The 23,977-nt window shown below is 72.4% G+C and carries 15 protein-coding genes and 2 pseudogenes; 7 read left to right on the plus strand and 10 right to left on the minus strand.

Annotated elements, in window-relative coordinates; all coding sequences use genetic code 11:
• The first annotated feature begins 68 nt into the window (after positions 1-68).
• A complete protein-coding gene (locus ABEB28_RS28750; RefSeq protein ID WP_345731371.1) occupies positions 69-332 on the plus strand; it encodes a mycoredoxin in 264 nt (87 codons plus the stop codon).
• Here ABEB28_RS28750 and ABEB28_RS28755 read toward each other — a convergent pair.
• A complete protein-coding gene (locus tag ABEB28_RS28755; RefSeq protein ID WP_345731372.1) occupies positions 279-1,664 on the minus strand; it encodes an MFS transporter in 1,386 nt (461 codons plus the stop codon). The two genes, ABEB28_RS28750 and ABEB28_RS28755, sit on opposite strands and share 54 nt — an antisense overlap.
• 150 nt (positions 1,665-1,814) lie before the next feature.
• Between ABEB28_RS28755 and ABEB28_RS28760 the strand changes: the two genes are divergently transcribed.
• A complete protein-coding gene (locus ABEB28_RS28760) occupies positions 1,815-2,462 on the plus strand; it encodes a nucleoside/nucleotide kinase family protein (protein ID WP_376981242.1) in 648 nt (215 codons plus the stop codon).
• A 16-nt stretch (positions 2,463-2,478) separates the two neighbouring features.
• On the opposite strand, the gene ABEB28_RS28765 is transcribed toward ABEB28_RS28760, so the two are convergent.
• The 5 genes and pseudogenes from ABEB28_RS28765 to ABEB28_RS28780 all read right to left on the minus strand — a co-directional run bounded on the left by ABEB28_RS28765 (position 2,479) and on the right by ABEB28_RS28780 (position 6,949).
• Positions 2,479-2,982: a hypothetical protein gene (locus ABEB28_RS28765; RefSeq protein ID WP_345731373.1), complete on the minus strand. Its 504-nt coding sequence runs from the start codon at positions 2,980-2,982 to the stop codon at positions 2,479-2,481.
• A gap of 164 nt (positions 2,983-3,146) precedes the next feature.
• Positions 3,147-3,617 (minus strand): annotated as a pseudogene (gene nudC / locus ABEB28_RS28770) (NAD(+) diphosphatase); the annotation flags it as partial.
• Between the two features lie 196 nt (positions 3,618-3,813).
• Positions 3,814-4,101 (minus strand): annotated as a pseudogene (locus ABEB28_RS43225) (NAD(+) diphosphatase); the annotation flags it as partial.
• Positions 4,102-4,283: 182 nt separating this feature from the next.
• Positions 4,284-5,627, minus strand: coding sequence for a M16 family metallopeptidase (locus ABEB28_RS28775; protein ID WP_376981240.1), 1,344 nt, complete (start codon positions 5,625-5,627; stop codon positions 4,284-4,286).
• Positions 5,624-6,949, minus strand: a complete 1,326-nt coding sequence (locus ABEB28_RS28780; protein WP_345731374.1) for a M16 family metallopeptidase — start codon at positions 6,947-6,949, stop codon at positions 5,624-5,626. The genes ABEB28_RS28775 and ABEB28_RS28780 overlap by 4 nt, the downstream gene beginning before the upstream one ends.
• Before the next feature lie 427 nt (positions 6,950-7,376).
• Between ABEB28_RS28780 and ABEB28_RS28785 the strand changes: the two genes are divergently transcribed.
• Entirely contained in the window at positions 7,377-9,227 is a 1,851-nt protein-coding gene (locus tag ABEB28_RS28785; RefSeq protein WP_345731375.1) for an AMP-dependent synthetase/ligase, read from the plus strand.
• A gap of 105 nt (positions 9,228-9,332) precedes the next feature.
• On the opposite strand, the gene ABEB28_RS28790 is transcribed toward ABEB28_RS28785, so the two are convergent.
• Together ABEB28_RS28790 and ABEB28_RS28795 are read right to left on the minus strand one after the other, a co-directional pair.
• Positions 9,333-10,055, minus strand: a complete 723-nt coding sequence (locus tag ABEB28_RS28790; protein ID WP_345731376.1) for a hypothetical protein — start codon at positions 10,053-10,055, stop codon at positions 9,333-9,335.
• Positions 10,056-10,466: 411 nt separating this feature from the next.
• Positions 10,467-10,712, minus strand: a complete 246-nt coding sequence (locus ABEB28_RS28795) for a hypothetical protein (RefSeq protein WP_345731377.1) — start codon at positions 10,710-10,712, stop codon at positions 10,467-10,469.
• Between the two features lie 466 nt (positions 10,713-11,178).
• Between ABEB28_RS28795 and ABEB28_RS28800 the strand changes: the two genes are divergently transcribed.
• The 4 genes from ABEB28_RS28800 to ABEB28_RS28815 all read left to right on the plus strand — a co-directional run bounded on the left by ABEB28_RS28800 (position 11,179) and on the right by ABEB28_RS28815 (position 17,287).
• Entirely contained in the window at positions 11,179-13,032 is a 1,854-nt protein-coding gene (locus ABEB28_RS28800; protein WP_345731378.1) for a bifunctional metallophosphatase/5'-nucleotidase, read from the plus strand.
• 155 nt (positions 13,033-13,187) lie between these two features.
• A complete protein-coding gene (locus tag ABEB28_RS28805; protein WP_345731379.1) occupies positions 13,188-13,889 on the plus strand; it encodes a VOC family protein in 702 nt (233 codons plus the stop codon).
• A 45-nt stretch (positions 13,890-13,934) separates the two neighbouring features.
• On the plus strand, positions 13,935-14,786 hold the full coding sequence (locus ABEB28_RS28810; RefSeq protein WP_345731380.1) for an alpha/beta fold hydrolase: 852 nt from the start codon (positions 13,935-13,937) through the stop codon (positions 14,784-14,786).
• Between the two features lie 104 nt (positions 14,787-14,890).
• Positions 14,891-17,287: an immune inhibitor A domain-containing protein gene (locus ABEB28_RS28815; protein WP_345731381.1), complete on the plus strand. Its 2,397-nt coding sequence runs from the start codon at positions 14,891-14,893 to the stop codon at positions 17,285-17,287.
• On the opposite strand, the gene ABEB28_RS28820 is transcribed toward ABEB28_RS28815, so the two are convergent.
• Entirely contained in the window at positions 17,259-20,543 is a 3,285-nt protein-coding gene (locus ABEB28_RS28820; protein ID WP_345731382.1) for an ATP-dependent helicase, read from the minus strand. The two genes, ABEB28_RS28815 and ABEB28_RS28820, sit on opposite strands and share 29 nt — an antisense overlap.
• On the minus strand, positions 20,536-23,694 hold the full coding sequence (locus ABEB28_RS28825; protein WP_425559007.1) for an ATP-dependent helicase: 3,159 nt from the start codon (positions 23,692-23,694) through the stop codon (positions 20,536-20,538). The genes ABEB28_RS28820 and ABEB28_RS28825 overlap by 8 nt, the downstream gene beginning before the upstream one ends.
• Positions 23,695-23,977: the final 283 nt, after the last annotated feature.

Consider the following 23,977-nt stretch of genomic DNA (forward strand, 5'->3'; position numbering starts at 1 on the left):
CCAGCCGGTGTTACGCCACCGGTGGATCGGCTTCACCAAGTACTGGTCAGCTAGGAAGGATGCGCGGAATGGATGCATCGACCCCGTCGGCGGTCTCGACCCTGACGATGTACTCGACCACTTGGTGCGGCTACTGCCGTCGGCTGAAAAGCCAGCTGGCACGCGAGGGCATCGAGTACAACGAGGTCGACATCGAGCACGACCCGCGGGCCGCCGAGTACGTGATGAGCGTCAACGGTGGCAACCAGACCGTGCCGACCGTCCAGTTCCCGGACGGCTCAGCGTTGACCAACCCGAGCATCGCCGACGTCCGGGCCAAGCTCGGCCGGTGACCCGGACGAAGAATCGGTAGGGGCGGGCGACGGCTCGTCGGCGGGTGCAGGGGCGGGCGGTAACGCCCACCCCATCGCCCGGCTCGCCGACATCGCTCCGGGCACGTTCCCGGCCAGCCGCGCGTCCGACGCCGTCGGATCGGCCGGCGAGGCTGCCGCGCGCCCGGTCACCAGCAGATAGGCGACCGCCAGCAGCGTCCCACCGGACATCACGCCGAGCAGCAGCCGGTAGTCGAGCACCGAGACCAGCAGCGCGCCGAGCGCGACGGAGACCGTCTGCGGGATGCCGATCACCAGGTAGGCCGCGGTCGTGACCCGCCCCATCAACGCGCCCGACGTGCTGCGCTGCAGCGTCGTGACGAATCCGACGAGCACCAGCGGCAGGCCGAACCCGGCGAGCACGACGCCGACGACGACCACCGGCAACCAGACCGCGATCATCACCACCGCACCGAGGGAGAAGGTCGCGAGCCCGACGATCACCGTCGGCACCTCTCCGGCCGCGCGGATCAGCCAGGTGGCGGCGAACCCGCCGAGCACCGCGCCGATGCCCTGGACCGCGACGACCACGCCCACGAACTCCGGCGGGCGGCCGAGCCACTCCACGATCGCGAACACCACGGACTCGGCGATCCCGATCACCAGCAGCGCGATCGCCAGCGCCACGGTGACGTGCAGCAGTGGCCGGGCACGCCAGAGGAACGTCAACCCGGCCACCAGCTCCGCCCGGACCGACTGCTGCTGGGCAGCGGACCGGTCCGGTTCGGCCACCCGCAGGGCGCCGAGCGCGATCGCCGCGCCGAGGAACGTCAGGCCGTCCAGCAGCGCGACTCCGGCGCCGCCGACCACCGTGTAGAGCGCCGCACCGGTGAGCGGAGCGACCAGGCGCAGCGCCTCCTTCACCGTCTGCAGCACCGCGTTGGCCGCGCCCAGCGAACTCTCCGGCAGCATCGCCTTCAGCAGCGCGTTGAGTGCGGCGACGTGCAGGACGAGGAGCGTGCCGTAGAGCGCGGCGACGGTGTAGATCAGCCACACGTGCTCGCGCGAGCGCACCGCCAGCAGCGGTAACACCGCCACCGCCGAGCAGACGTTCGTCACGACCAGGAACGGCCGACGCCGCACGCGGTCGACCAGCCACCCACCGAGCGGGCCGATCAGCGAGGGCAGCGCGACGAACACGAGCGTGAGCCCGGCTGCCCCGTTGCTGCCGGTCAGCTCCTTCACCCAGATCGCCAGAACCAGCAACATCGCCGAGTCGCCGAACATCGACAGCGCCTGCCCGGCGAACAGCAGACGGAAGTCCGTCCTTCGTAACAGTGCGGCGAGCCCCATCGTCACCCCCGGTCGTGGTGGCGAACCGGTCAGCTACGACCGCCCACGACGGGAACATAGCCGTCAGATAGTGCCCGTTCAACGCTTTCTGGACGAGAAGCGCCGGATGCCGCACCGGCGCGAACGCCGCAGCCGGGTACGTTCGACCAGGTGAGTGAGTTGACCCACCACCCGGTGCCGGTGTCCCCGGAGGCCCTCTCCGAGCTTCTCGTCGAGACCTGCCTGACCGCAGTCGCGAGCGCCGGTGCGCGGCCGCTGCGGGTCGCGATCGACGGCGCCGACGCAGCGCAGCCGGGGCAGCTGGCCGACCGGCTCGTGGACCCGTTACGAGCCGGCGGGGTGGCTGCGGTCCGGGTGCGCGCCGGGGACTTCCTGCGGCCCGCGTCGCTGCGCTGGGAATTCGGCAAGACGGACCCGGACTCGTTCTACGACCACTGGCTGGACGCGGGCGGGCTGACCCGCGAGGTGCTCACCCCGTGGGCGGAGGGCGGGCGGTACCTGCCTGCGCTCTGGGACGCCGCGACCGACCGGGCGGTGCGCGCGGACTACCGGCCGGTGCCTCCGCGCGCCGTGCTGCTCGTCGACGGGCCGCTGTTGCTCGGTCGTGGGCTGCCGTTCGACCTCACCGTGCACCTGCGGCTGTCCGCCGCCGCGCTCCGCCGCCGCACCCCCGCCGACGAGGCGTGGACGCTACCGGCGTTCGCACGCTACGAGGCGGAGGTCGACCCGGCGAGCACCGCCGACGTCGTGGTCCGCGCCGACGACCCACGCCACCTTGCCGTGCTGGTCCGGGCTTGACCCAGCGGGCTCGACCTCAGCGGCGGAGCAGGGAGCCGGCGAGCACGCCGACGGCGGCCAGGGTGGCCGCGACGGCCCACACCGTGACGATTCGGGTAGCGGTCCCGGCCCGGTGCACCACGCCGTAGTCGGAGTCGATCACACGCACCGCGGTCGACTTCGTCGAGGAGCCCGACGTCTCGGTCGAGGGCGTCGGCCAGGTGAAGACCGTCGTGGAGCCGGTGAGGGCCGGCGAGCGGTAGTCCGTGATCGGCGCGGTCGGTGACGCGGCGGCCGGTCGGACGACGGCCGGGACGCCCTCACTCGGCACGTCACGGGTAGCGGCCAGCGCGGTTCCTGCCGTCCCGCCGACGAAGACCACGCTCATCAACGCACCGGCGACGACTCGCCGGATCACTCGGGACTCGCCGGTGCGATCCGGGCCGGATGCTGCGTCGGCAGCCGGTAACCGGGCCGGACGGACCCGCGGGGGAACGACCCGCGGCGGAACGACCCGCGGCCTGGTGACACTGCTCTGCATCGCTGACCTCCGCTAGCCGGTGCGCGGACCCCGCACCGGGGCTCCGCGGAACAGGCCGCCCCGACGAGAGAGGGGGCTCACCGGGGCGGCCTCACCTGTACAGAGCCGCGACCCGCTCCGGTGATACGCGAGTGGCGCGCATCACAGTGCGAGAAGCAGTGTCCTCAGAGACGCTCGTCGCGCCAGGCGGTCAGCAGTTCGTGCGCGATCGACAGCGGTGGCGGCACGACCGGCGCCGGACCCGGCCCGCGGCCGTGGAGCTCACCCCGGGTGAACCAGCGGGCGTCGGCGAGCTCGACCTCTTCCACGACGACCGGCTGGTCGGAGTCGGCCAGGGCGTAGAAGCCGAGCATCAGCGACGCCGGCAGCGGCCACGCCTGGCTGGCGAGGTACCGGACCTCCCGGATCCGGACCCCGGTCTCCTCCGCCACCTCCCGGAACACCGCGGCCTCCGCCGCCTCGCCCGGCTCGACGAACCCGGCGACGCAGGAGTAACGACCCTCCGGCCAGGACAGACCCCGGGTGAGCAGGCACCGCCCCGCGTCGCCCGGGACGCCGTCGTGCACGAGCACGATGATGGCTGGATTGGTCCGTGGGTAGACGACCTCGGAACCGTCGACGGCCTCGGCCTCCCAGCCGCCCGCCCGCCAGCCGAGACGGGTCCCGGTCCGGGGCCCGTACCGGTAGTCCCGGTGCCCAGCTGGCTCCGCTGGAGTCGGCGCTGTTCAGTGAGGCGCTCGGGCTGGCCAACTGGCACCGGTAGTCCCGGTGCCAGTTGGCCAGCCCGAGCGCCTCACTGAACAGCGCCGACTCCAGCGGAGCCAGCTGGGCACCGACCTCCCGCAGGTGCGCCGGACGCCGCCCGTCGGTCACCACCTCCGGCAACGCGGTGAGCAGGGCGAAGTACGGGACGCCGTCCTCCTCGGCGAGGAACAGCCGCTCGTCGTCGGAGACCTCCGCCGCCAGGTCCTCGGCCGCGAACCACACCAGGCGCGGCGACTCGGCCGGTCCCTCGACCAGCGCCCGGCCCCGCTCGTCCAGCAGCAGGACGCGGGCCCGCTTCCAGGCGGCGTCGAGCCAGGCGGCGTCCAGGCGGTGGTGGGCGGCCCGATCAGGCATCGCGCGGCCGAGCGCGAGCCGACGCCAGACCGGCACCGCGGACTCGGTGTCCGCGCCGACGCCGTCCGGCGAGGCACTCGTCGACCAGGTCGCGGTCCGCTCCCGGTCGATCGTCGGCACTCCCTCCGAGCCTTCGGACCCTTCCGGACCGCCCCACCCGGGCGTCTGCGCGCCGGAGTCGGTCACGGCCGGTCGACCGGGCCGAGCGCCCCGAGCGGGCCCGTGACCGCCTCGGCGTCACCGAGGACGACGGTCACCCCGCCGGACGGTGCGAGGTACCCGGCGGCCGCCGCGGCGACCTCCTCGAGCGTCACCTTGGCCAGCCGGATCGGGTGCTCGGCCAGCCAGTTCAGGTCCAGCCCGGTGCCGGCCAGCGCGATCAGCATCCCGGCCAGCCCCGCCTGCGACGACACCGAGAGGGCCAGCGTCCCGATCGCGTACTGACGGGCCTGCTCCAGCTCCTCCGCGGTCGGCGGCAGCGTGGCGATGCGACCCAGCTCGTACGCGATCTCCAGCAGCGCAGGCGCGGTGACCTCGGTCGCGACGTCGGCGCTGACCAGCGTCACCGACCCGGCCGCCGAGTGGTCGACGCTGGAGTGCGGTGAGTAGGTGTAGCCCTTGTCCTCGCGGATGTTCTCGACCAGACGGGACGAGAAGTACCCGCCGAAGACGAGGTTCGCCAGCTGGAACGCGGCGTAGTCGGCGTGCGCCCTGGGCACTGCCGGGAGCGCCACCCGCAACGACGACTGCACCGAGCCCGGCCGGTCGACCAGCAGCAGCGGGCCGGCGGCCAGCGGCGGAGCCGGCGGAGTGCGGTGCGCGACGCCGGTGGGCGACCAACCGCCCAGCGCCTGCTCGACCAGGTCGAGCGTCGCGTCCGGATCGATGTTGCCGACCAGCACGAGCACGCTGCCGACCGGCAGGACCCGCTCGGCGTGCAGCGCGCGCACCGCCGGGGACTCGATCGCCCGGACCTGGTCGGGCTCCGGCGTCTCGATCGCGTACGGGTGGGTGCCGTAGATCCGCCGCAGGAGCGCGCGCCGGACGAGCTGCGAGGGCTGCGAGAACGCGATCTGAATCCGGTCGGCGAGCCGCTCGCGTTCGGTGCCCACCTCGCGCTCGGGGTACGTCGCCGTGGTGAGGACCTCGTTGAGGATCTCCAGCAGCCGACCCAACCCGTCGGAGAGCGTGTTCCCGGAGACCACCAGCCGGTCGGGGTCGACGCCGACCGAGAGGCCGCCACCGATCTTCTGCAGTTCCGCGGCGAGCTCGACGTTCGTGTGGCTCCCGGTGCCGGAGAGCACGGTGTTCGCGAGCACCGCGGCGACCGAGACATCCTCCCCCGCTGCCGCGCCGGCGAACGGGATCCGCAGCCGGATCTCGACCAGCGGCACCGTGCCGCGGCGGACGGCCACGACCTTCAGGCCGGTGGCGAGCGTGCGCTCGGCGACCTCCGGCTCGGGCAGCGCCCGAGGTTCCTCCAGCGCCGGGACGGTGCGGCGCGGGGCGGCGTGCTGTGGGCTCACTGGGCGCTCCCCGGGACCAATTCGAGTACGGCGCGACGGGCCGGGCGCAGGGTCTGCGCCGCGGCGACGACCTGCTCCGCGGTGACCTCGGCCAGCAGGTGCGGCAAGTCGTTGATCAGCTCGGCGCGGCCACGCTGCTGCTCGAGCACGGCGATGCTGAGGGTTCGGCCGAGCACCGCGTCGACCTCTCTGAGCAGGTGGGCCGCTAGTCGGGCCTGGACCCGGGAGAGTTCACCGGGCGCCAGGCCGGAGCCGGCCAGCCGCTCGATCTCCTGGTCGATGGCGGTGATCACGGTCTCGGCCTGCACCGACGGCGGGAAGTGGGCCTGCAGCAGCAGCGCGGTGGGGTCGCGGACGTCGAACGGGTCACCCATGAAGCCCAAGTAACCGGAGACGCTGGTCGCGATCGCGTCGGTGAGCACGAGCCGCTCCTGAAGCCGGGACGCGTCCCCGTCGGTGAGGACCTCGGCCAGCACGACGTAGGGCAGGTACGCCGAGAGGTCACCGACCGGGTCGGGCACCCGCCAGGCCATCGCGACGGCGGGCAGGGGCGCCATCGCGTCGTGGTGGACCGCGCGCCGCTCGGAGGTGAGGTCGGGCTCCGCGAACGAGGGGCGGGTCGGCACGGTCCGCGCCGGAACGTCCCCGAAGTGCCGTTCGATCAGCGCGGTGGCGCCGGCGACGTCCAGGTCACCGCCGACCGCCAGCACGGCGTTGCCGGGGGCGTAGTACGTCGAGAAGAAGCTCTGCGCGTCCTCGACCGTCGCCGACTCCAGGTCTTCGAACGAGCCGTAGCCGTCGTGGGCGTTGGCGAACGTGTCGAACATGACCGGAGGCAGCAGCAGCCACGGGAACCCGCCGTACGGCCGGTTCTTGACGTTGACCCGGATCTCTTCCTTGACCACCGCGATCTGGTTCGCGAGGTTCTCGGCGGTCAGCTCGGGGCGCCGCATCCGGTCGGCCTCGAGGAAGAGCGCGCGCTCCAGCGCATTGCTGGGCAGCGTCTCGTAGTAGTCGGTGTAGTCGAGGTGGGTGCTGCCGTTGAAGACCCCGCCGGACGCCTGCACGTACCGGAAGTGGGCGAGCTTCTCCAGGTTCTCCGAGCCCTGGAACATGAGGTGCTCGAAGAGGTGCGCGAAGCCGGTACGGCCCTGCGGCTCAGAACGGATACCGACGTCGTAGACGACGCCGACCGCGATGACCGGCGCGGACCGGTCCGGGGTGAGGACGACACGGAGGCCGTTGGGCAACGTGAACCGCTCGACCGGGAAGCCGGTGGCGGGAATCGTGACCGGCGCGCCGGCAGAGGTGGGTGCAGACACGCCCTCGACCCTAGCCCGTGAGTCGCGGAACGCCCGCACTCATGGAGCGCGGTCGGTGAGCCAGGGCTCCAGCCGCTCGACTAGCCGCCGCTCTGCTCACCGACCGTGGACGGGCGTGCGCCTCTCGTCCAAACGGAACAGGCGTGTCCGACCAGGACCGCAGAAGTCGTTCCGATGCCTGACACACCATCGCCACACCGAACGTTTGACCTGGCCAACCACCGGGTGGCCGAACATTCCGCGGAAGCGTTCCGCCGGACGGGGGCTAAATCGATGCAGAGCGCTCACCTCGGTGAACCTGGTACATCGTCACCCGCTCGCCCGTACCGTGTGCCACATCACACTCTGTTCCGGCGCCCGCCCGTCGGACGGCGCGGGTACCACCGCACTCCGCGGCGGGCTGCCGGGGGCGAAGGAGCGCGCAGCAATGACCGTCACCGTGGACACCGGGCACCGCTCGATCGGCCAGCTTTTCCTCGCCCAGGTGGCGAAAAACCCCACTGGCCGGGCGTTCGCCGGGCCCGCGCCGATCACCACCGCAGCACCCGGAACCGTCGGAACCACCAGCTTGACCTGGCAGGAGACTGCCGACCAGGTCACCGCGCTGGCCGCCGGGCTGGTTGAACTCGGGGTAGAGCCTGGCGACCGGGTCGGGATCGCGTCCGGCACCCGGGTGGAGTGGATCCTGGCCGACCTCGCCATCATGTGCGCCGGCGGGGCGACCACCACGATCTACCCGACCACCGAGGCCGGGGACGCCGCATTCATCCTGGCCGACTCCGGCAGCAGCATCCTCTTCGCGGAGGACGCCACTCAGCTGGCCAAGTTCCGCGCGAAAGCCGCCGACCTGCCGGACCTTCGCGCGATCATCGTCATCGACGGCACGGACATCGACCGGGAAGCCGACGGCCCCGAGATCCTGACCCTCGGGGAACTGGCCGAGCGCGGGAGCGAGCGGCTGGCCGGTGAGCCTTCCCTGATCGAACAGCGGGTCGCGGGTATCGGCCCCGACGACCTGGCGACGCTGATCTACACGTCCGGCACCACCGGCCGGCCGAAGGGCGTCCGGCTGGTGCACGCCAACTGGATCTGGGAGTCGAACGCCCAGGCGAACCTCGGCATCATCGAGGACGGCGACGTCCAGTACCTCTGGCTGCCGATGGCGCACTCGTTCGGCAAGGTGCTGCTCTGCGCCCAGCTGACGATCGGGTTTGAGAGCTACGTCGACGGACGGGTCGACAAGATCATCGAGAACCTCCCGGTGGTGAAGCCGACCGTGATGGCGGGCGTCCCCCGGATCTACGAGAAGGTCTACAACCGTGTCCGCTCCATGGCCCAGGAGAAGGGCGGGGCGACCTGGAAGATCTTCAACTGGGCGCTCGGCGTCGGCCGCGAGGTCGTGGCGCTGCGCGAGCAGGGCAAGGAGCCGTCCGGACTGCTCGCGGTCAAGTACGCGATCGCGACCAAACTGGTCTTCAGCAAGCTCCAGGCCCGGTTCGGCGGCCGGATGCGCGGCATGATCTCCGGCGCCGCTCCGCTCTCCCGCGAAGTGGCCGAGTTCTTCCACGCGGCCGGCGTCCCGATCTACGAGGGGTACGGCCTCACCGAGACCACCGCCGGGGCGTTCGTCAACCTCCCGGAGCGGTTCAAGCTGGGCACGGTCGGCCTGCCGCTGGGCGACCTCGAGGTCAAGATCGCCGAGGACGGCGAGATCCTGCTGCGCGGCGGCAACGTCATGCGGGGCTACCACCACCTGCCGGAGGAGACCGAGAGCGTCCTGTCCGAGGACGGCTGGTTCCACACCGGAGACATCGGCGAGCTCGACGACGGATTCCTGCGGATCACCGACCGCAAGAAGGACCTGGTGAAGACGTCCGGCGGTAAGTACGTCGCGCCGTCGTACATCGAAGGGCTGTTCAAGACGATCGTCCCGCAGGTCAGCCAGGTGCTGGTGCACACCAGGAACTTCTGCACGATGCTGATCACGCTCGACCCGGACGAGATCAAGGCCTGGGCTCAGGGCGCCGGGCTGGAGTCGCTCTCGGTGGCCGAGCTGGCGAGCCACCCGCAGGTGCGGGAACACGTCCAGACCGGGATCGACCAGCTGAACGGGCAGCTCAACCGCTGGGAGACGATCAAGGGGTTCGTGATCCTGCCGCACGACCTCTCGGTGGACAACGGGGAGATCACACCGTCCCTCAAGGTCCGGCGCAAGTTCGTCGAGGAGAAGTACAAGGCTGAGCTGGACAGCCTCTACACCGGCTCCTCCGGCGACTGACCAGTACGGCTCGCGCGCCGGTCGCTTCCGCGACCGGCGCGCTGCCGTGTGCCCGCCGAGGTGGCCTTCCCGAAAATGCCCCCGTGCGGGTGCCGTCGGCGGTGGCTAGGCGGGCTGGATCGAGGCGATGACGCGATCGATCTCCGGGTTGTACTGCCGGTGGGTGTCCGGGATCGAGATGTAGAGCACGGCGGCGTCCGGACGGCCGACGTCCACGAGGACCACCGCCACCTGCTCGCCCCGCGCTTCCAGCCCGTTCGCCTCGAACGAGAGGTGGAACGTCGACACCCACGCCGGCCGCCCGCCCACGAGCACCTGCTCGTCGCGGGTCTGCTTCTTGACGTTCGGCTGTGGGTAATAGGCGCGCCGGACGTCCTCGGCGACCTGGCGGCCCGCGCAGGGCAGGTTCAGCGAGAGGCTGTCCCCCACGGTCGCGGGCACCTTCCCGGAGAGCACCGAGGCCAGGTAGTCACCACCGGAGTAAGTCTCGGTCACGAAGTAGTAGCCGGTGCCGAAGTCGACGCCGAGCGTTCCCTGCCCCCAGGAGCCCTGGTCCCAGAGTTGCCAGGGCGAACCGAGCCGCAGGTACGAGATACCGGAGTCGCGGTCGGTGATCCGCGGCCCGTCCACCGGCGAGGGCTGCTCCCCACCTGGCGGCGGGTCCTCGGACGCCGGCGGGCACAGCCGCGCCAGCGGCGGCTTCGACGCCTCGGGGTCCTCGCCCGCGACCGGTCCGAACAGGGTCGGCCGGTCGCTGCGGAAGGCGCCGGTGGCGGCGAGCGTCAGCACGACGACGAGCCCCAGCACCAGGACGACGCCGCCGGCCACGAGCCACCGCGCTACCGGAGACGTCGTGGCGGCGCTGGGGGGACCGGCAGGCCCCGCCGCGCCGGGCGATCCGCTACCCACGGGATAGCCGGTCGCCGCCCCGGTCCGCGTCCACCGACCCGGCCCGCCGGGCGCGACCCCACCCGCCCCTGCCGACCCGCCGGAAGACGCCGACCCGCGGGAAGACGCCGGCCAGCCGGAAGTCCCCGGCCCGCCGGGCGTACTGGTCGAGGGCGGTCTCCAGGTGACCGCGGATTCGCCGCTCCCCCCGGACGGCCGGGCCCAGGGGTTGTCGGCCCCCGCCGATTCACCGCTCCGGGCGGCGCCATCGGCGGGCCCGCCCGTTCCGGGCGTCGTCATTCCACACCGCTCCCGTGCATCGATCCGGCCCGGGTGCGGCGTCGTGCGTCCTCAGTCGGCGGTTCGGTACCACTCCGCGCCGTCGACGTCCCGGGTCGCGGCGATGAAGCTCCGGACGTTCACGCCGCGCTCGACGCTCTGATTCTCCCTCACGGACTCCGCCCGGTCACGTGCCCCTGAAATGTCGGGTACCTGCCAGGGTGTCAGCGCGACCAGGGCCGCCACCGCCAGGCCCGCGGCAGCGCTGAGCACCACCGTCGACCACCCGGCAGCGTGAGCTCGCCGGTACAAGCGCATCCTCGACACCTCCCGTCGGCCCCGGACGACGCCGGGCCGAATGGAACTCCCTCACGCGGTAGGACGCTCCGCGACGGCCGTCGGTTGCATGACAGCGCTAGTCTGCGCTGTCCGCGGTCGGGAAACTGTCACCGGGGCAACGCACCAATGTCGCGATTCGGTCACTCGGTAGCGCGCGGATGGGCCGGCCGCGTCTCTCCAACGACCTTCTCGTCACCGATTCCCGCAGTTGGCCGAAGAATCGGTCGACGAGTGCGAAATTCGCGACCGAATCCACGGACTTTTCTCGAATTGGTCGCGTCGCGCGCCGTTCCCTACGGGCAGTGAACGCGATCTCGCGCTACGGCAGCAATTGCATAACGGTCCTCTAAGAACCTGTCGACGTATTCATGCGGAGTTCGCGATGGGAAGCCAGGGTTCCCCCTAAGGTCGCCCACAACATGACGCATCCCGCGAGGAGAGTGTGATGTCCACCCCTCTCTACCGCCGGCGTACCGTCCGGTCGCTGGCCCTCTCGGTGCTCGCCGTGGGCCTCGTCGCCGCGCTGCCACTGGCCGGCGCCGCACCGAGCGGCACCACCGGTCCGGCCGCCGACGCCTGGACGCCGCTGAGCCCGGTGACGGTCGCGTTCTCCAGCGAGGTGCCCAAGGCCCAGCGGGCTACCGGCCAGCTGCTGTCGTTCAACGACTTCCACGGCGCGATCGACCCGCCGACCGGCAGCGGGGGTCTGGTCAACGGTGTTCCGGCCGGCGGGTCGGAGTACCTGGCCACCGCGGTGCGGAAGTTGCGCAGGGAGGCCGGGCGCACTCCCACCCTCACCGTCGGCGCCGGTGACATGGTCGGCGCCTCACCGCTGGTCTCCGCCGCATTCCACGACGAGCCGGCGATCGAAGCGTTGTCCACGTTGGGCCTGGACATCAACGCGGTCGGGAACCACGAGTTCGACGAGGGCGTCACCGAGTTGAAGCGCCTGCAGTACGGCGGATGTCACCCCACCGACGGCTGCCAGGACGGCGACGGGTTCGCCGGTGCGAGGTTCCGCTTCCTCGCCGCGAACGTCGTCGACAAGGCGACGAGGAAGCCGATCTTCCCCGCGTACACGATCCGCAGCGTCGGCGGCGTCAAGGTGGGCTTCGTCGGCATGACGCTCAGAGGAACGCCGAGCATCGTCAACCCGACCGGCATCACCAGCGTGGACTTCCTCGACGAAGCCGAGACCGCGAACAAGTACGCCGCCGAGCTGAAGAAGCGCGGCGTCCACGCGCTGGTCCTCCTGATCCACCAGGGCGGTAGCCAGACCGGGTCCACTGCCGACCCGTCCGGGTGCGCGGGCTTCGCCGGTGACATCACGCCGATCGTCGCGAAGGTCGATCCGGCATACGGCGTCGTGGCCTCCGGGCACACCCACCGTTTCTACAGCTGCGCGTTGCCCAACTCGTCCGGGAAGACCTCCGTGGTCACCAGCGCGGGCACCAACGGCGTGCTGGTGACCGACATCGACGCGACGTTCGACAAGCGAGCGGGCACCTTCTCCACCGTGTCCGCGCGCAACGTCATCGCGGAGAACGGCGTCCGGAACCCGGACGGCACCTGGAAGACCGACGCCAGCGGGGCCTACGTCCGCGACCCGGCCAAGGCCGACCCGGCGGTCAAGCGGGTCGCGGACAAGTACCGCGCCGCGGTCGCGCCGATCGCGAACGAGGTGATCGGGTCGATCACCGCGGACATCACGAACTCGAACAACGCCGCCGGGGAGAGCGCACTCGGCGACGTCATCGCCGACGCCCAGCTGAGGTACACCACAACCAGCGCGAGCGCCCAGATCGCGCTGATGAACCCGGGTGGTATCCGCGCCTCGCTGAACTACGCGAACTCCCCTGGTGGCGAGGCGCCGGGCCAGGTGACCTACGGCGAGGCGTTCACCGTCCAACCGTTCAACAACCTCGTGGTGACGCAGACGTTCACCGGGCAGCAGCTCAAGGACGTGCTCGAGCAGCAGTTCGTCGGGTTCGACGGGCAGACCACGCAGCGGATCCTGCAAGTCTCGGCCGGCTTCACGTTCTCGTACGACACGCGCGCCGCAGCCGGGTCGCGGATCACCACGATGACGCTGAACGGGGCGCCGATCGACCTGGCGACCTCGTACCGGGTGACGACGAACGACTTCCTCGCCAACGGTGGCGACGGGTTCACGAACCTCACCGAGGGCACCGCGCGGGCGACCGCACCGGGCTTCGACATCGACGCGCTCACCGCCTACCTCGGCGCCGGCACCCCGATCGCCCCGGGCCCGCAGAATCGGATCACTAAACTGGGCTGAATGGACGTCGATGCTCTGACCTGGAGCCCGCTGAGGGCGGGGCTGGCGTGCGGCCCCGTCGACGCCTCGTATTGGTCATACTCAAGTCGCCGGGGCCGCCCGTCAGCGTCGTTCTCAGCGGGCCGCGCATGATTGCGCGGTTTCGTGATCTGTGTGTGGACGCCACGGAGTCCGACGCCGAAGCGCTGGGCCGGTTCTGGGCCGACGTACTCGGAACGACGCTCACCGAAGGCGCAGGCTCGGGGTACCGCGTCGAGGCGAGACCTGAGGCGTCCCGGGCAACCCAGATCTGGGTCAACGTCGTTCCGGAAGCCCGGATCGGGAAGACCCGCGTCCACCTCGACCTGCGGCTGCCGGAGCCCGACCCGTCCCCGCTGGTGGCGCTCGGCGCCCGGGTGGTCACCGAGCCGGGCGCCGATCCGTGGTGGGTGCTCGCCGACCCGGACGGCAATCTGTTCTGCGCGTTCCCACCGAGGCCCGGTGCGCCGGCGGTCACCGAGGTCCCGGCGGCCCCGTTCGAGCTGGTCGTCGACTGTGGGGACTCGCTGGCCCAGGCGACGTGGTGGGCGGCGCAAGTCGGCGGCGAGGTGCGGCAGGCCGAGCACGGGGAGTACGCCTGGATCGAGGGTGCTGCGGGCTTCCCGTGGGACGCCTGGGTGTTCGGCCCGGTGCCGGAGCCGAAGGGCGTGAAGAACCGAGTGCACTGGGACGTCACGCTCGAAGGTCCCGATCCCGAGCCGCTGCTCGCCGCCGGGGCGGTCCTGCTCCGCCGCCCGGACGACGACATCCGGTGGTGGATCCTGGCCGACCCGGAGGGCAATGAGTTCTGTGCCTTCCCCGCCGATCAGCAGGAGTAGGTACTGTCGGGTACCACGTGCGACCACCGCCGGGAGGACCGCCGCATGCCCCATGACGCACTGACCCACGAACAGTGGACCGCCAACGGGTGGACGTTCGACGTCCAAGTCGGCGGCCCGTCCTCGGGTGAGCCGGTGGTCCTGCTGCACGGATTTCCGCAGAACGCCCGCGAGTGGGACGCGGTGAGCCGCCTGCTGCACGAGGCGGGGTACCGCACGTACGCGCCCGACCAGCGCGGCTACTCCCCCGGCGCGCGGCCCCAGGACGTCGACGCGTACCGGATGGACCACCTGGTGGCGGACGTCGTCTCGCTGCTGGACGCGCGGGACCTGGAGGCGGCGCACATCGTCGGCCACGACTGGGGTGCCGCGGTCGCCTGGCATCTCGCCGGACGCCACCCCGACCGCGTCCGCACGCTGACCGCGCTGTCGGTGCCGCACCCCCACGCGCTGGTGAACGCGCTACGGGACGACCCGGAGCAGAAGCGCAAGTCGGCGTACATGCTGTTCTTCCGACGCCGCTGGGTGGCCGAGCGCACCCTGCTGGCCTTCGACGCCCGACTGCTGCGCAAGTCGTTCGGCGGCTCGGGGGTGTCCCAGGCTGAGCTCGACCGGTACGTGCGCCCGCTGCAGGCGCCTGGCGCGTTGACCGGGGCGCTGAACTGGTACCGGGCGATGTCCGGCCGGGAGTCGGCGGAGGCGGCGCCGGTCCGCGTCCCCACGACCTATGTCTGGAGCGACGGCGACCTCGCGCTCGGCCGTACCGGGGCGGAGGCGTGCGGCACGTTCGTCGAGAGCGACTACACGTTCGTCGAGCTGCCCGGACTGAGTCACTGGCTCCCCGACCAGGCTCCGGAACGCATCGCCGAGGTCATCCTCGCCCGCGTGCGGAGCTAGGAACCGTCTCGGCGCGGATAATAGGGTAAATCATCTATTTCGCCCATAATCCTTGGTGACGGGCGCTCGGCAGAACGGCCGGGCCCGGACCGCCGGGGGTGGGCGTGCGGAAGCTGTCGGTCCGGGCCGCGACGGCGGCCGGCCTCCTCGTCGCCGTGCTCGGGGCCGCGGTCACCCACCCAGCGCCGCGCGCCGTCGCACAGCCGGAACCCAGTGGCGTTGAGCCACGGGCGGACAGACGAAACCTCGGGGTCGAGGACGACCTGCTCACGCCGCGCGAGGAGAAGCGCCGCGCACTCCGTCAGCGTGCGCTCGCCGACGTCATCGCCGGCCGGGCGATCCCGCGTCAGCGCGGCGCCAGCACGGTGGTCCGTCTCGACCCGAAAGACCCGAGGGAGAACGGGCGCCCCGGCGACTGGGTCGAGTTGGCCCGCGAGAAGACCGACCGGATCTTCGTCGTCCTGGTCGAGTTCGGCGACGAACGCCACCCCGACTTCCCCGACCGCGACACCGACGCGACGACCCCCGGCCCGGAGACGTTCGACGGTCCCCGCCACAACCAGATCCCGCGCCCGGACCGGACGAAAGACAACTCGACGGCCTGGCAACCCGGCTACGGCCCCGCCCACTACCGGCGGCTGTACTTCGGGCCCGGCGAATCACTCCGCACGTACTTCGAGGCCCAGTCGTCCGGTCGGTACAGCGTGCAAGGACAGGTAACCGACTGGGTGCGGGTCCGCTACAACCAGGCCCGCTACGGACGCTCGAACGGCACTCCCTGCAGCCGGAGCGTCTGCTCCAACACCTGGGCGCTGGTCCGCGACGCGCTCGCCCAGTGGGTCGCCGCCCAGCACCGCCGCGGCCGCACCGACGCCCAGATCCGGGCCGAGCTGGCCGCGTACGACCGGTGGGACCGCTACGACCACGACCGTGACGGCGACTTCGACGAGCCGGACGGCTACCTCGACCACTTCCAGCTCATCCACGCCGGCGGCGACCAGGCCGACCAGGAACCCCGCTACGGGGAGGACGCGATCTGGTCGCACCGCTGGAAGGCCTACTCGAACCTGGCGAAGAAGGCGGGGCCGCCCCGGAACAAGGACGGTGGCACGCAGATCGGCAAGACCGGGCTCTGGGTCGCCGACTACACCACCCAGCCGGAGAACGGCGGCGTCAGCGTCATCGCCCACGAGTACGGGCACGACCTCGGCCTACCCGACGCGTACGACCTGACCGGCGGTGACAGCCCGATGGAGTGGTGGTCGCTGATGTCGCAGAGCAGGCTCTCCCGGCCCGGCGAGGGCAACGGCACCCGCCTGGCCGACCTCGGTGCCTGGGAGAAGCTGCAACTCGGTTGGCTGGACTACGAGATCGCGGTTCCCGGGGCTTCCCGCCGGTTCACGCTGGGCCCGGCCGAGTACACCACCGACGACCCGCAGGCGCTCCTCGTCGTCCTGCCGAAGAAGCGGGTCACGACCCCGCTGCCGGCACCACCGCAGGGCCGGCGCAGCTGGTGGAGCAGCACCGACGACGAGCTGGACGCCACGCTCACCCGCCGTCTCCGCCTTCCGAAGGGCGGTCCCGCGACGCTGACGTTTCGGGCCCACTGGGACGTCGAGGACTGCGAGGCCGATCCGTGTGACTACGTCTACGTCGAGGTGGACGCCGGCACCGGTTGGCGCGCGATCGCCGGCTCGATCACGAAGGCCGCCGAGGGCCACGGCATCGACGGCAAGAGCAACGGGTGGAAACCGGCGACGTTCGACCTCTCCCGGTACGCCGGCCGCTCGATCGGGCTGCGCTTCCGGTACACGACCGATCAGGCGAGCGCCGGCCAGGGCTTTCTGGTGGACGACGTCCGCGTCGCCGTCGGCGGCGACCCGGTCGCTACCGAAGACGCCGAGGACGCCGCCGGGGGCTGGGCGGCGTCCGGCGGGTTCGTGCGGGTCACCGACCGGCACGTCGCCGACCGCGACCACTACTACCTCGCCGCCCACCGCACCGCCCGGTCCTACGACCGCTACCTGCAGCAGGGCCCGTACAACTTCGGCTGGCTGGACACCAAGCCGAACTGGATCGAGCGCTTCTCTTACGAGGAGGGTCTGCTGGTCACGTACTGGGACACGTCCCAGCGCGACAACAACGTCAGCGCGCATCCCGGGGCCGGGCGCAACCTGATCGTCGATGCTCATCCGCGCCCCATCCGCCGGATCGACGGCGAGCCGTGGCGCACCCGGGTCCAGCTCTACGACGCGCCCTTCTCCCTGCGCCGCCCGCGCTCGTTCACGCTGCACGTCAGCGGCCGGGCGTCCTATCTGCGGGGACAGCGTCCGCAGCCGGTGTTCGACGACAGCCGGCAGTACTGGTTCCCGGAGCTACCGCAGGCCGGCGTCAAGGTACCGAAGATCGGCGTCCGGCTCGGGGTGACCGGCGAGAGCGGCCCCCGGATCACGGTCGAGCTGTCCCGACGACCTACCGCGACACCGTCGGCAGCGCCGTGACCAGCGCTGCCAGGCCGGTCTCGTCGAGGAGGTCGACCGGGCGGACGGTGCGCACCGCGCGGACGTAGTGGAAGGCGGCGCTCACCTCCTCGACCGGGCAGCCGGCCAGCGCCGCCCAGGCCAGCCGGTAGGCGGCGAGCTGCACCTCGGCCGCCACCGCGGCCTCCCCGGACGGCGGGCGCCCGGTCTTCCAGTCGACGACCTCCCAGCCGTCGGTGGTGCGGAACACCGCGTCGATCCGGCCCCGCAGCACGATGCTCTCCCGGGGTCGCGCTCCCCCCAGCAGCGTCGCGAACGGCACCTCGACCTGCTGCGGTACCCGGTCGGCCCACTCGCTGCGCAGGAACGCCTCCTGCAGCGCGGGCAGGTCGTCGTCCGGCGTCTGGTCGGCATCGGCAGCGCCGGGCAACTCGTCCAGATCGAGCAGGCGGTCGGCGCCGAAACGTCGCTCCAGCCACGTGTGGAACGCGGTGCCCCGACGCGCCAGCGGCGCCGGGGGCGTCGGCACCGGACGCCGCAGCAGCCGCGCCAGCTCGTCCGGGTCGCGGCGCAGCAGTACCAGCTGCGAGACGGTGAGCTGGGACGGCAGCGGAACCTCGACCACGTAGTTGTCGGGCTCAGTCCCGTCGGGGCGGGCCCCCGCCCGCTCGGCCAGCAGCATCTCGGCCTCCTCGGCCCAGGCCGCACCGGCCTCCCGCTCCGCCTCGGTCTCCTCCGCGCTGCCGGCGGCCACCACCAGCGCCGCGGCCTCCTCGACCTCGTCCCGGCGGGCGCCGAGCGGATCGAACGGCCACGGCGCGACCCGACCGGCGACCAGCAGCGGGTTCACCGTCCCCAGCTCCGGCTCGTCGGTCCAGACGTCGACGGTGCCGCCGTCGTCTCCCGCGACACAGTGTTCGTGCACCTCGCGCAGGAACGGGGACGGGCCGCGGGGCTCGATCCCGGCGTCCCACCAGGCGCCGGAGCAGAGCAGGACGTGACGGGCCCTGGTCACCGCGACGTAGGCCAGCCGCCGCTCGTCGGCGAGCGCCCGGGCCTTCCACGCGTCGCCGAACCGGGCCAGCGCGGCTTTGGCTTCGCTCTGATCGGTCACTCCGGCCAGCACCAGCGACGGCAGGTCGGCAGCGTCCCCGCGGAGCTCGAACGGCAGCACGCCGAGCCCGCGGCTCCAGGTGTCGGACATCTTCGCCGTGCCCGGGAACACGCCGCCGGAGAGACCGGGCACCGCCACGATGTCCCACTCCAGGCCCTTGGCGGCGTGCACGGTCAGCACCTGCACCGCGCCGGCCCGCACGTCCACCTGCCCCGGCGCGAGGCCGCGCTCGCGCTCGTCGGCGGCCCCGAGATACGACAGGAACGCCGAGAGCGTCGGCGTCTCGGCCGCCTCGGCGAAGTCGGCGGCGACGTCGGCGAACGCGTCCAGGTGCGCTCGGGCCAGGGACGCGGTCCCCGGCGCGGCGGCGTCCAGCGTGCGGCTGCCGACCTCGATGTCCAGACCGAGCCGCCGCTCGACCTCGGCGACCAGGTCCGGGACCGGCTGGTTGACCCGCAGCCGCAGTGACCGCAGCTCAGCGGCGAACCGGGTCAGCCGCTCGTACCCGGTCGGCGAGTAGGCCTCGGCCGGACCCAGGTCGTCGAGCGCCTCGATGATGCTGCGCTCCTCGGCCTTCTCGATCGGGAGGTCTTCTCCCGGTCCGCCGGTGGCCTCCACCAGCTCACGGGCGCGGCGCCCCAGCGCGTCCAGATCGCGGGGACCCAGCCGCCACCGCGCACCGGACAGCAACCGGATCAACGCGGCGCCCGCCGTCGGATCGATCAGGACGTTGAGCGTCGCGACCAGGTCGCGGACCTCGGGCGTGGCCAGCAGGCCACCGAGGCCGACCACCTCGACCGGTAGCCCGGCTGCGCGCAGCGCGTCGGCCAGCCGCTCGAACTGGTTCCTGGTGCGGGCCAGGACCGCGACGGTCGGCGGTCGCTCACCGCCTGCTCGCCAGCGCGGGGCGATCTGCTGGGCGATCCAGAGCGCCTCGTCCTGCACCGTCTCGTGCAGCGCGCAGACCACCTCGCCGGGGTCGGGACGGTCGGGGGCGGCCTGCAGTTCGGGCACCGGCGTCCCGGCGACCGCGTCGGTCACCCACGACCGTGGACCGGCTCCGGGGGTGCCGCGGAGCGGCGCGGAGAGCGCGTTGGCGAGGCCAAGGATCTGCGGTCCGTTGCGCCAGCTGGTGGTGAGCGGCAGCACCGGCGTGTCGCCGGCCTTCCGCGGGAAGTGTTCGGGGAAGCGGGTCAGGTTGCCGGCGCTGGCGCCGCGCCAGGCATAGATCGACTGGCAGGGGTCACCGACCGCGGTGACCGGATGACCGTCACCGAACAGCGACCGCAGCAGCACCAGCTGGGCGTGGCTGGTGTCCTGGTACTCGTCGAGCAGGACCACCCGGTACCGCGCCCGCTCGACCCGGCCGACCTCGGGATGGTTGCTCGCGACCCGGGCCGCGCGGGAGACCTGGTCGGCGAAGTCCATCACCTCGTCCCGGCGCTTGCGCAGGTCGTACTCCTCGACCAGCGGCAGCAGCTGCAGCCGGGCCCGCTGCACGTCGAGTACCTTCTTCAGCTCCGGCGCCAGGTCGTTGCGCTGCCGCGGCCCCTTGGGCAGGGCGGTGATCCGGCGGACGAACGCCTCGGTCCAGCTCACCAGCTCGTCGGTGGTGCGGAGGTGCTCGGCGAGCTGACCGGCGAGGTCGAGCACCGCGGTCGAGACGGTCGGCGGTGTCCAGTCGACGTAGGACATGTCGCCGTCGTAGATCTGGACCGAGCCGCTGGCCAGCTGCCAGGTCCGGGCGTCGGTGAGCAGGCGTGCCGACGGCTCGTACCCGGCCCGCAGACCGTGCTCGGCGACGACCCGGGCGGCGTAGGCGTTGTAGGTGGCCACCGTCGGGTCGCCCACCTGGACGCTGCCCTGCATCACCGCCCGCAGCTGGCCCAGGCGCTGCCGTACCCGGTTGGCCAGCTCGGCCGCGGCCTTCCGGGTGAACGTGAGGCCGAGCACCTCCTCCGGCCGCACCAGGCCGTTGGCGACCAGCCAAACCACCCGGGCCGACATCGTCTCGGTCTTGCCGGAGCCGGCACCGGCCACCACGAGCACCGGCGCGAGCGGCGCCTCGATCACCGCGATCTGCTCGTCGGTCGGGCGGGGCAGGCCGAGGCGCTCGGCGATGTCCAGCGCGGAGAACGAGCCCGCGGGCCAACCGTCACTCATCGGTCACCTGACCCGACACGATCGGGCAGGACGCGGAGACCGCGCACATCCGGCAGTAGTTGTTCTGAGTGGCCACGAAGACGCTGCCGGCCATCCCGTCCGCGACGTCCTGCACCAGGCGTTCGGCCCACTGTGCGCCTTTTTTGGCAACACGGGGCGGCTCCTGCACCTGTTCGGTGGCCCGGCGGGTCGGCATACCGATGTGGACCAGCGAGGCACCGCCGGACTCGGTGCCGTGCTCGCCGAACGCACCGTGCTCGACCGCGAGCTGGTACACCCCGAGCTGCGGGTGGGTCGGGATGTTCTCGGCCGACGGCTTGCTCTGCCCGGTCTTGAGGTCGACGACGACCAGGCGGCCCTCGTCGTCCCGCTCCAGCCGGTCGACCCGTCCGCGGACCGTCGCCCGGCCGATCTCCACCGAGAACTCCCGCTCGACGGCGATCAGCTGACGCGGGTTGCGGGCCAGCCAGTCGGCGAGCCGCTCGACCATCTGGTTGGCCCGCTCGTGCTGCTTCCGCCCGTACCAGCCGGTGAGGTCGACCCGGCGCCAGCGCTCGTTGAGCCGGTCGGAGAGCGCCTGCAGGTCGGGAACGGCCTGCTCGGCGGTGACCTCGGCGGCGACGTCGTGCACCACGGTGCCGATGCCCTGCGCGGCACTGGTCGTCCCGCCTCCGCTGGTCTCCAGCAGCCAGCGCAGCGCGCAGGTCTGGAACGCCTCCACCCGGGACGGGGAGACCGCGACCATCTCGTGCGGGCCGCGCAGCGCCTCGGCGTCGGACAGCGGCGCGAATCCCCACCACTCGGCCGGGTCGGCGCCCGGCACCCCGGCGTCGGCCAGTTGCGCCAGCTGGCGGGCGGCCGCGCGTCGCCGTGCCGGGTCGCCCTCGCGGTCGAGCACCGCTCGGCGCAGCTCCGCGACGAGCGCGGGCAGCGTGAGCTGACGCGGGACGACGGCCTGCGGCCGGCCGCCGTCGTCGTCCCGTGGGACGAGCGGCTGCTCCGGCGGGTCGATCTCGTCCAGGAACCGGGACGCCTGCTCGGCGTCCTCGCCGTCGACGGTGTCCACCGCGGTCACCAGCAGCGCTCGGCGGGCCCGGGTGACCGCCACGTAGAACAGCCGGCGCTCCTCGTCGAGCAGCGCGGACAGGTGGCCGGCCAACTGGGGAGGGCGGCCGGCGACCAGATCGACGAGTTCCTCCGAGCCGAGCACGGTGCCGCGCGGCCGCAAATCCGGCCAGAGTCCTTCCTGGACCCCGGCGACCGCGACGACGTCCCACTCCAGCCCCTTGGCGGCGTGGGCGGTGAGGATCCGGACGACCTCGGCGCGCTGGCCGGTGGGCGCGATCGAGTCGCCGGGAATCCGCAGGTGCTCCAGGTAGTCGACGAACATCGTCGAGGTGGCGCCGGGCAGCCCGTCGACGAACTTGGCGGCCTGGTCGAAGAGCGCCATGGCGGCGTCCAGCGCGGCGTCGGCGTCGGCGCCCTCCGAACCGCCGCGCAGGCTCTCCTCCTCCCACCGCGGCCCCAGCCCGGACACCTCCCAGGCCGCCCACACGACGCTCTCCGGCGACGCACCGGGGACCGCAGCCGCGTCCCGGATCGCGCTCAGGACGGCCGCGACCCGGCGGGCCGGCCGACCCCACTCCGAGTCCACCGGGATCAGGTCCCGCGGGTCGGCCAGCGCCTCGGGCAGCAGCTCGGCCGAGGAGCGGGTGTCCCCACCGGCGGACGCGACCAGCCGCAGCTGTTGCCGCAACCGGCGCAGGCTCAGCGCGTCGGCGTCACCGAGCGGCGAGGTGAGCAGGCCGACCGCCGCCGCGTCGTCCAGCCGCTCCGGGTGCAGCGCGACGCCGAGCGCGCGGACCAGCGGCGCCACGCCCCGCTGCTGGGCCAGCGGCAACTCGTCGGTGTCCACCTCCACCGGTACTCCCGCGTGCACCAGGCCGCGCCGGAGCGTCCCGGCCGACCGCGGTGCGGACCGGACCAGGACCGCCATCCGCGACCAGGGCACACCGTCGATCAGGTGCGCACGGCGCAGCCGGTGCGCGACGTAGGCGGCTTCCTGGGTGGCGCTGCGGACGACCACGACCTCGACGCCGTCGGCCAGCGCAGGCGGCGTCTCCGGACCGAGGTGGGGCGTGCGCTGCCGGACGCCACCCCGGAGCCTGGTCGCGACGCGGTCGGCGGTCTCCTGCAGCGTCGGGCCGGCCCGGTGCGCGGTGCCGAGGACGATCGTCGGCGCCGGTACGCCCTCGGCGGTCGGGAAGTCATCGACGAACGAGCGGACGCCGCCGGGATCGGCACCGCGGAAGCCGAAGATCGACTGGTCGGGGTCACCGGCCGCGACGAGGAACCGGCCGCCGCCGCAGAGCAGCCGGAGCAACTCGCGCTGTGCGGGATCGGTCTCCTGGTACTCGTCGACGAAGACGTACCGGCGGGCGCGGCGTTCCTGCTCGAGAAGCTCCGGATCGTTGCGCAGCAGGCTGACCGCTTCCTGGATGATCAGCGCGCTGTCGTAGGCGATTCCCGACGCGGTCGTTCCGCTGTCCCGCAACTCGAGGACGTCGAAGTACTGCTGGAGGAACCGGGCGGCCGCCCGCCAGTCGTCCCGATCCTGCCGTTGGCCCAGATCGTCGAGGCCGACCGGGTCGATGCCGCGCTCCAACGCGCGGAGCATCAGGTCGCGGAGTTCCGCGGCGAAGCCGCGCGGCGCCTGCAGTTGCTCCGGGTCGGGCCAGCGGACGCCGATGCCCTCCACGTTGCCGTCGAGCAGCTCCCGGATCAGCGCGTCCTGCTCCGGCCCGGTGAGCAGGCGAGGCGGACGATCGTCCCGCGACGAGGCGTCCCGGCGCAGCAGGCCCCAGGCGTACGAGTGGAACGTCCGGGCCAGCGGCTCGGTGGTGGTGCGGCCGAGCCGCTCGGTGATCCGCTCGCGCAGACGGCCGGCGGCCTTGCGTCCGAACGTGAGGACGAGGACCGACTCCGGGTCGGCGCCCGCCCCCACGCGGGCCACCACCGACTCGACGATCGTCGTGGTCTTGCCGGTGCCCGGCCCCGCCAGAACGAGGAGCGGGCCGGCGGTGTGCTCCGCGACGGCGCGCTGGTCGGCGTCGAGCGGGAACTCCCGAGCCGGCTCGACCGGCGTCCGCACCAGCCGGTACCGGTTCTCGGGGCGCCGGCCTCGGCCTCCCCGGCCCGCGCCGGAGCCGGGCGAGGTGCGTTGAACCGGCGGGGCACCGGCTTCCGCCGCGTGTGCCGCGACCTCGGCCGCCGCACGAGCCGCCGATGCGCGGGCGGCAGGGCCGGCGAACGTCGCCGGCACCTCCGCGACCCCCGGCTCTCCTTCACCCACCTTCGCATGAGACCACGCGAGCCCGACAAGAGTCGCCCCGCCCCACCGCGCGGTTCCGAGATTGACTATGTACTCGGCGTAT

It is taken from the genome of Cryptosporangium minutisporangium, from assembly GCF_039536245.1.
Classification (GTDB): Bacteria; Actinomycetota; Actinomycetes; order Mycobacteriales; family Cryptosporangiaceae; genus Cryptosporangium; species Cryptosporangium minutisporangium.

Excerpts from the sequence above, each read along its gene's own strand:
- ABEB28_RS28800 (WP_345731378.1), top strand. The coding sequence starts at position 11,179 with ATGTCCACCCCTCTCTACCGCCGGCGTACCGTCCGGTCGCTGGCCCTC.
- ABEB28_RS28755 (WP_345731372.1), bottom strand. The coding sequence starts at position 1,664 with ATGGGGCTCGCCGCACTGTTACGAAGGACGGACTTCCGTCTGCTGTTC.
- ABEB28_RS28820 (WP_345731382.1), bottom strand. The coding sequence starts at position 20,543 with ATGAGTGACGGTTGGCCCGCGGGCTCGTTCTCCGCGCTGGACATCGCC.
- ABEB28_RS28795 (WP_345731377.1), bottom strand. The coding sequence starts at position 10,712 with ATGCGCTTGTACCGGCGAGCTCACGCTGCCGGGTGGTCGACGGTGGTG.
- ABEB28_RS28810 (WP_345731380.1), top strand. The coding sequence starts at position 13,935 with ATGCCCCATGACGCACTGACCCACGAACAGTGGACCGCCAACGGGTGG.
- ABEB28_RS28750 (WP_345731371.1), top strand. The coding sequence starts at position 69 with ATGGATGCATCGACCCCGTCGGCGGTCTCGACCCTGACGATGTACTCG.
- ABEB28_RS28785 (WP_345731375.1), top strand. The coding sequence starts at position 7,377 with ATGACCGTCACCGTGGACACCGGGCACCGCTCGATCGGCCAGCTTTTC.
- ABEB28_RS28765 (WP_345731373.1), bottom strand. The coding sequence starts at position 2,982 with ATGCAGAGCAGTGTCACCAGGCCGCGGGTCGTTCCGCCGCGGGTCGTT.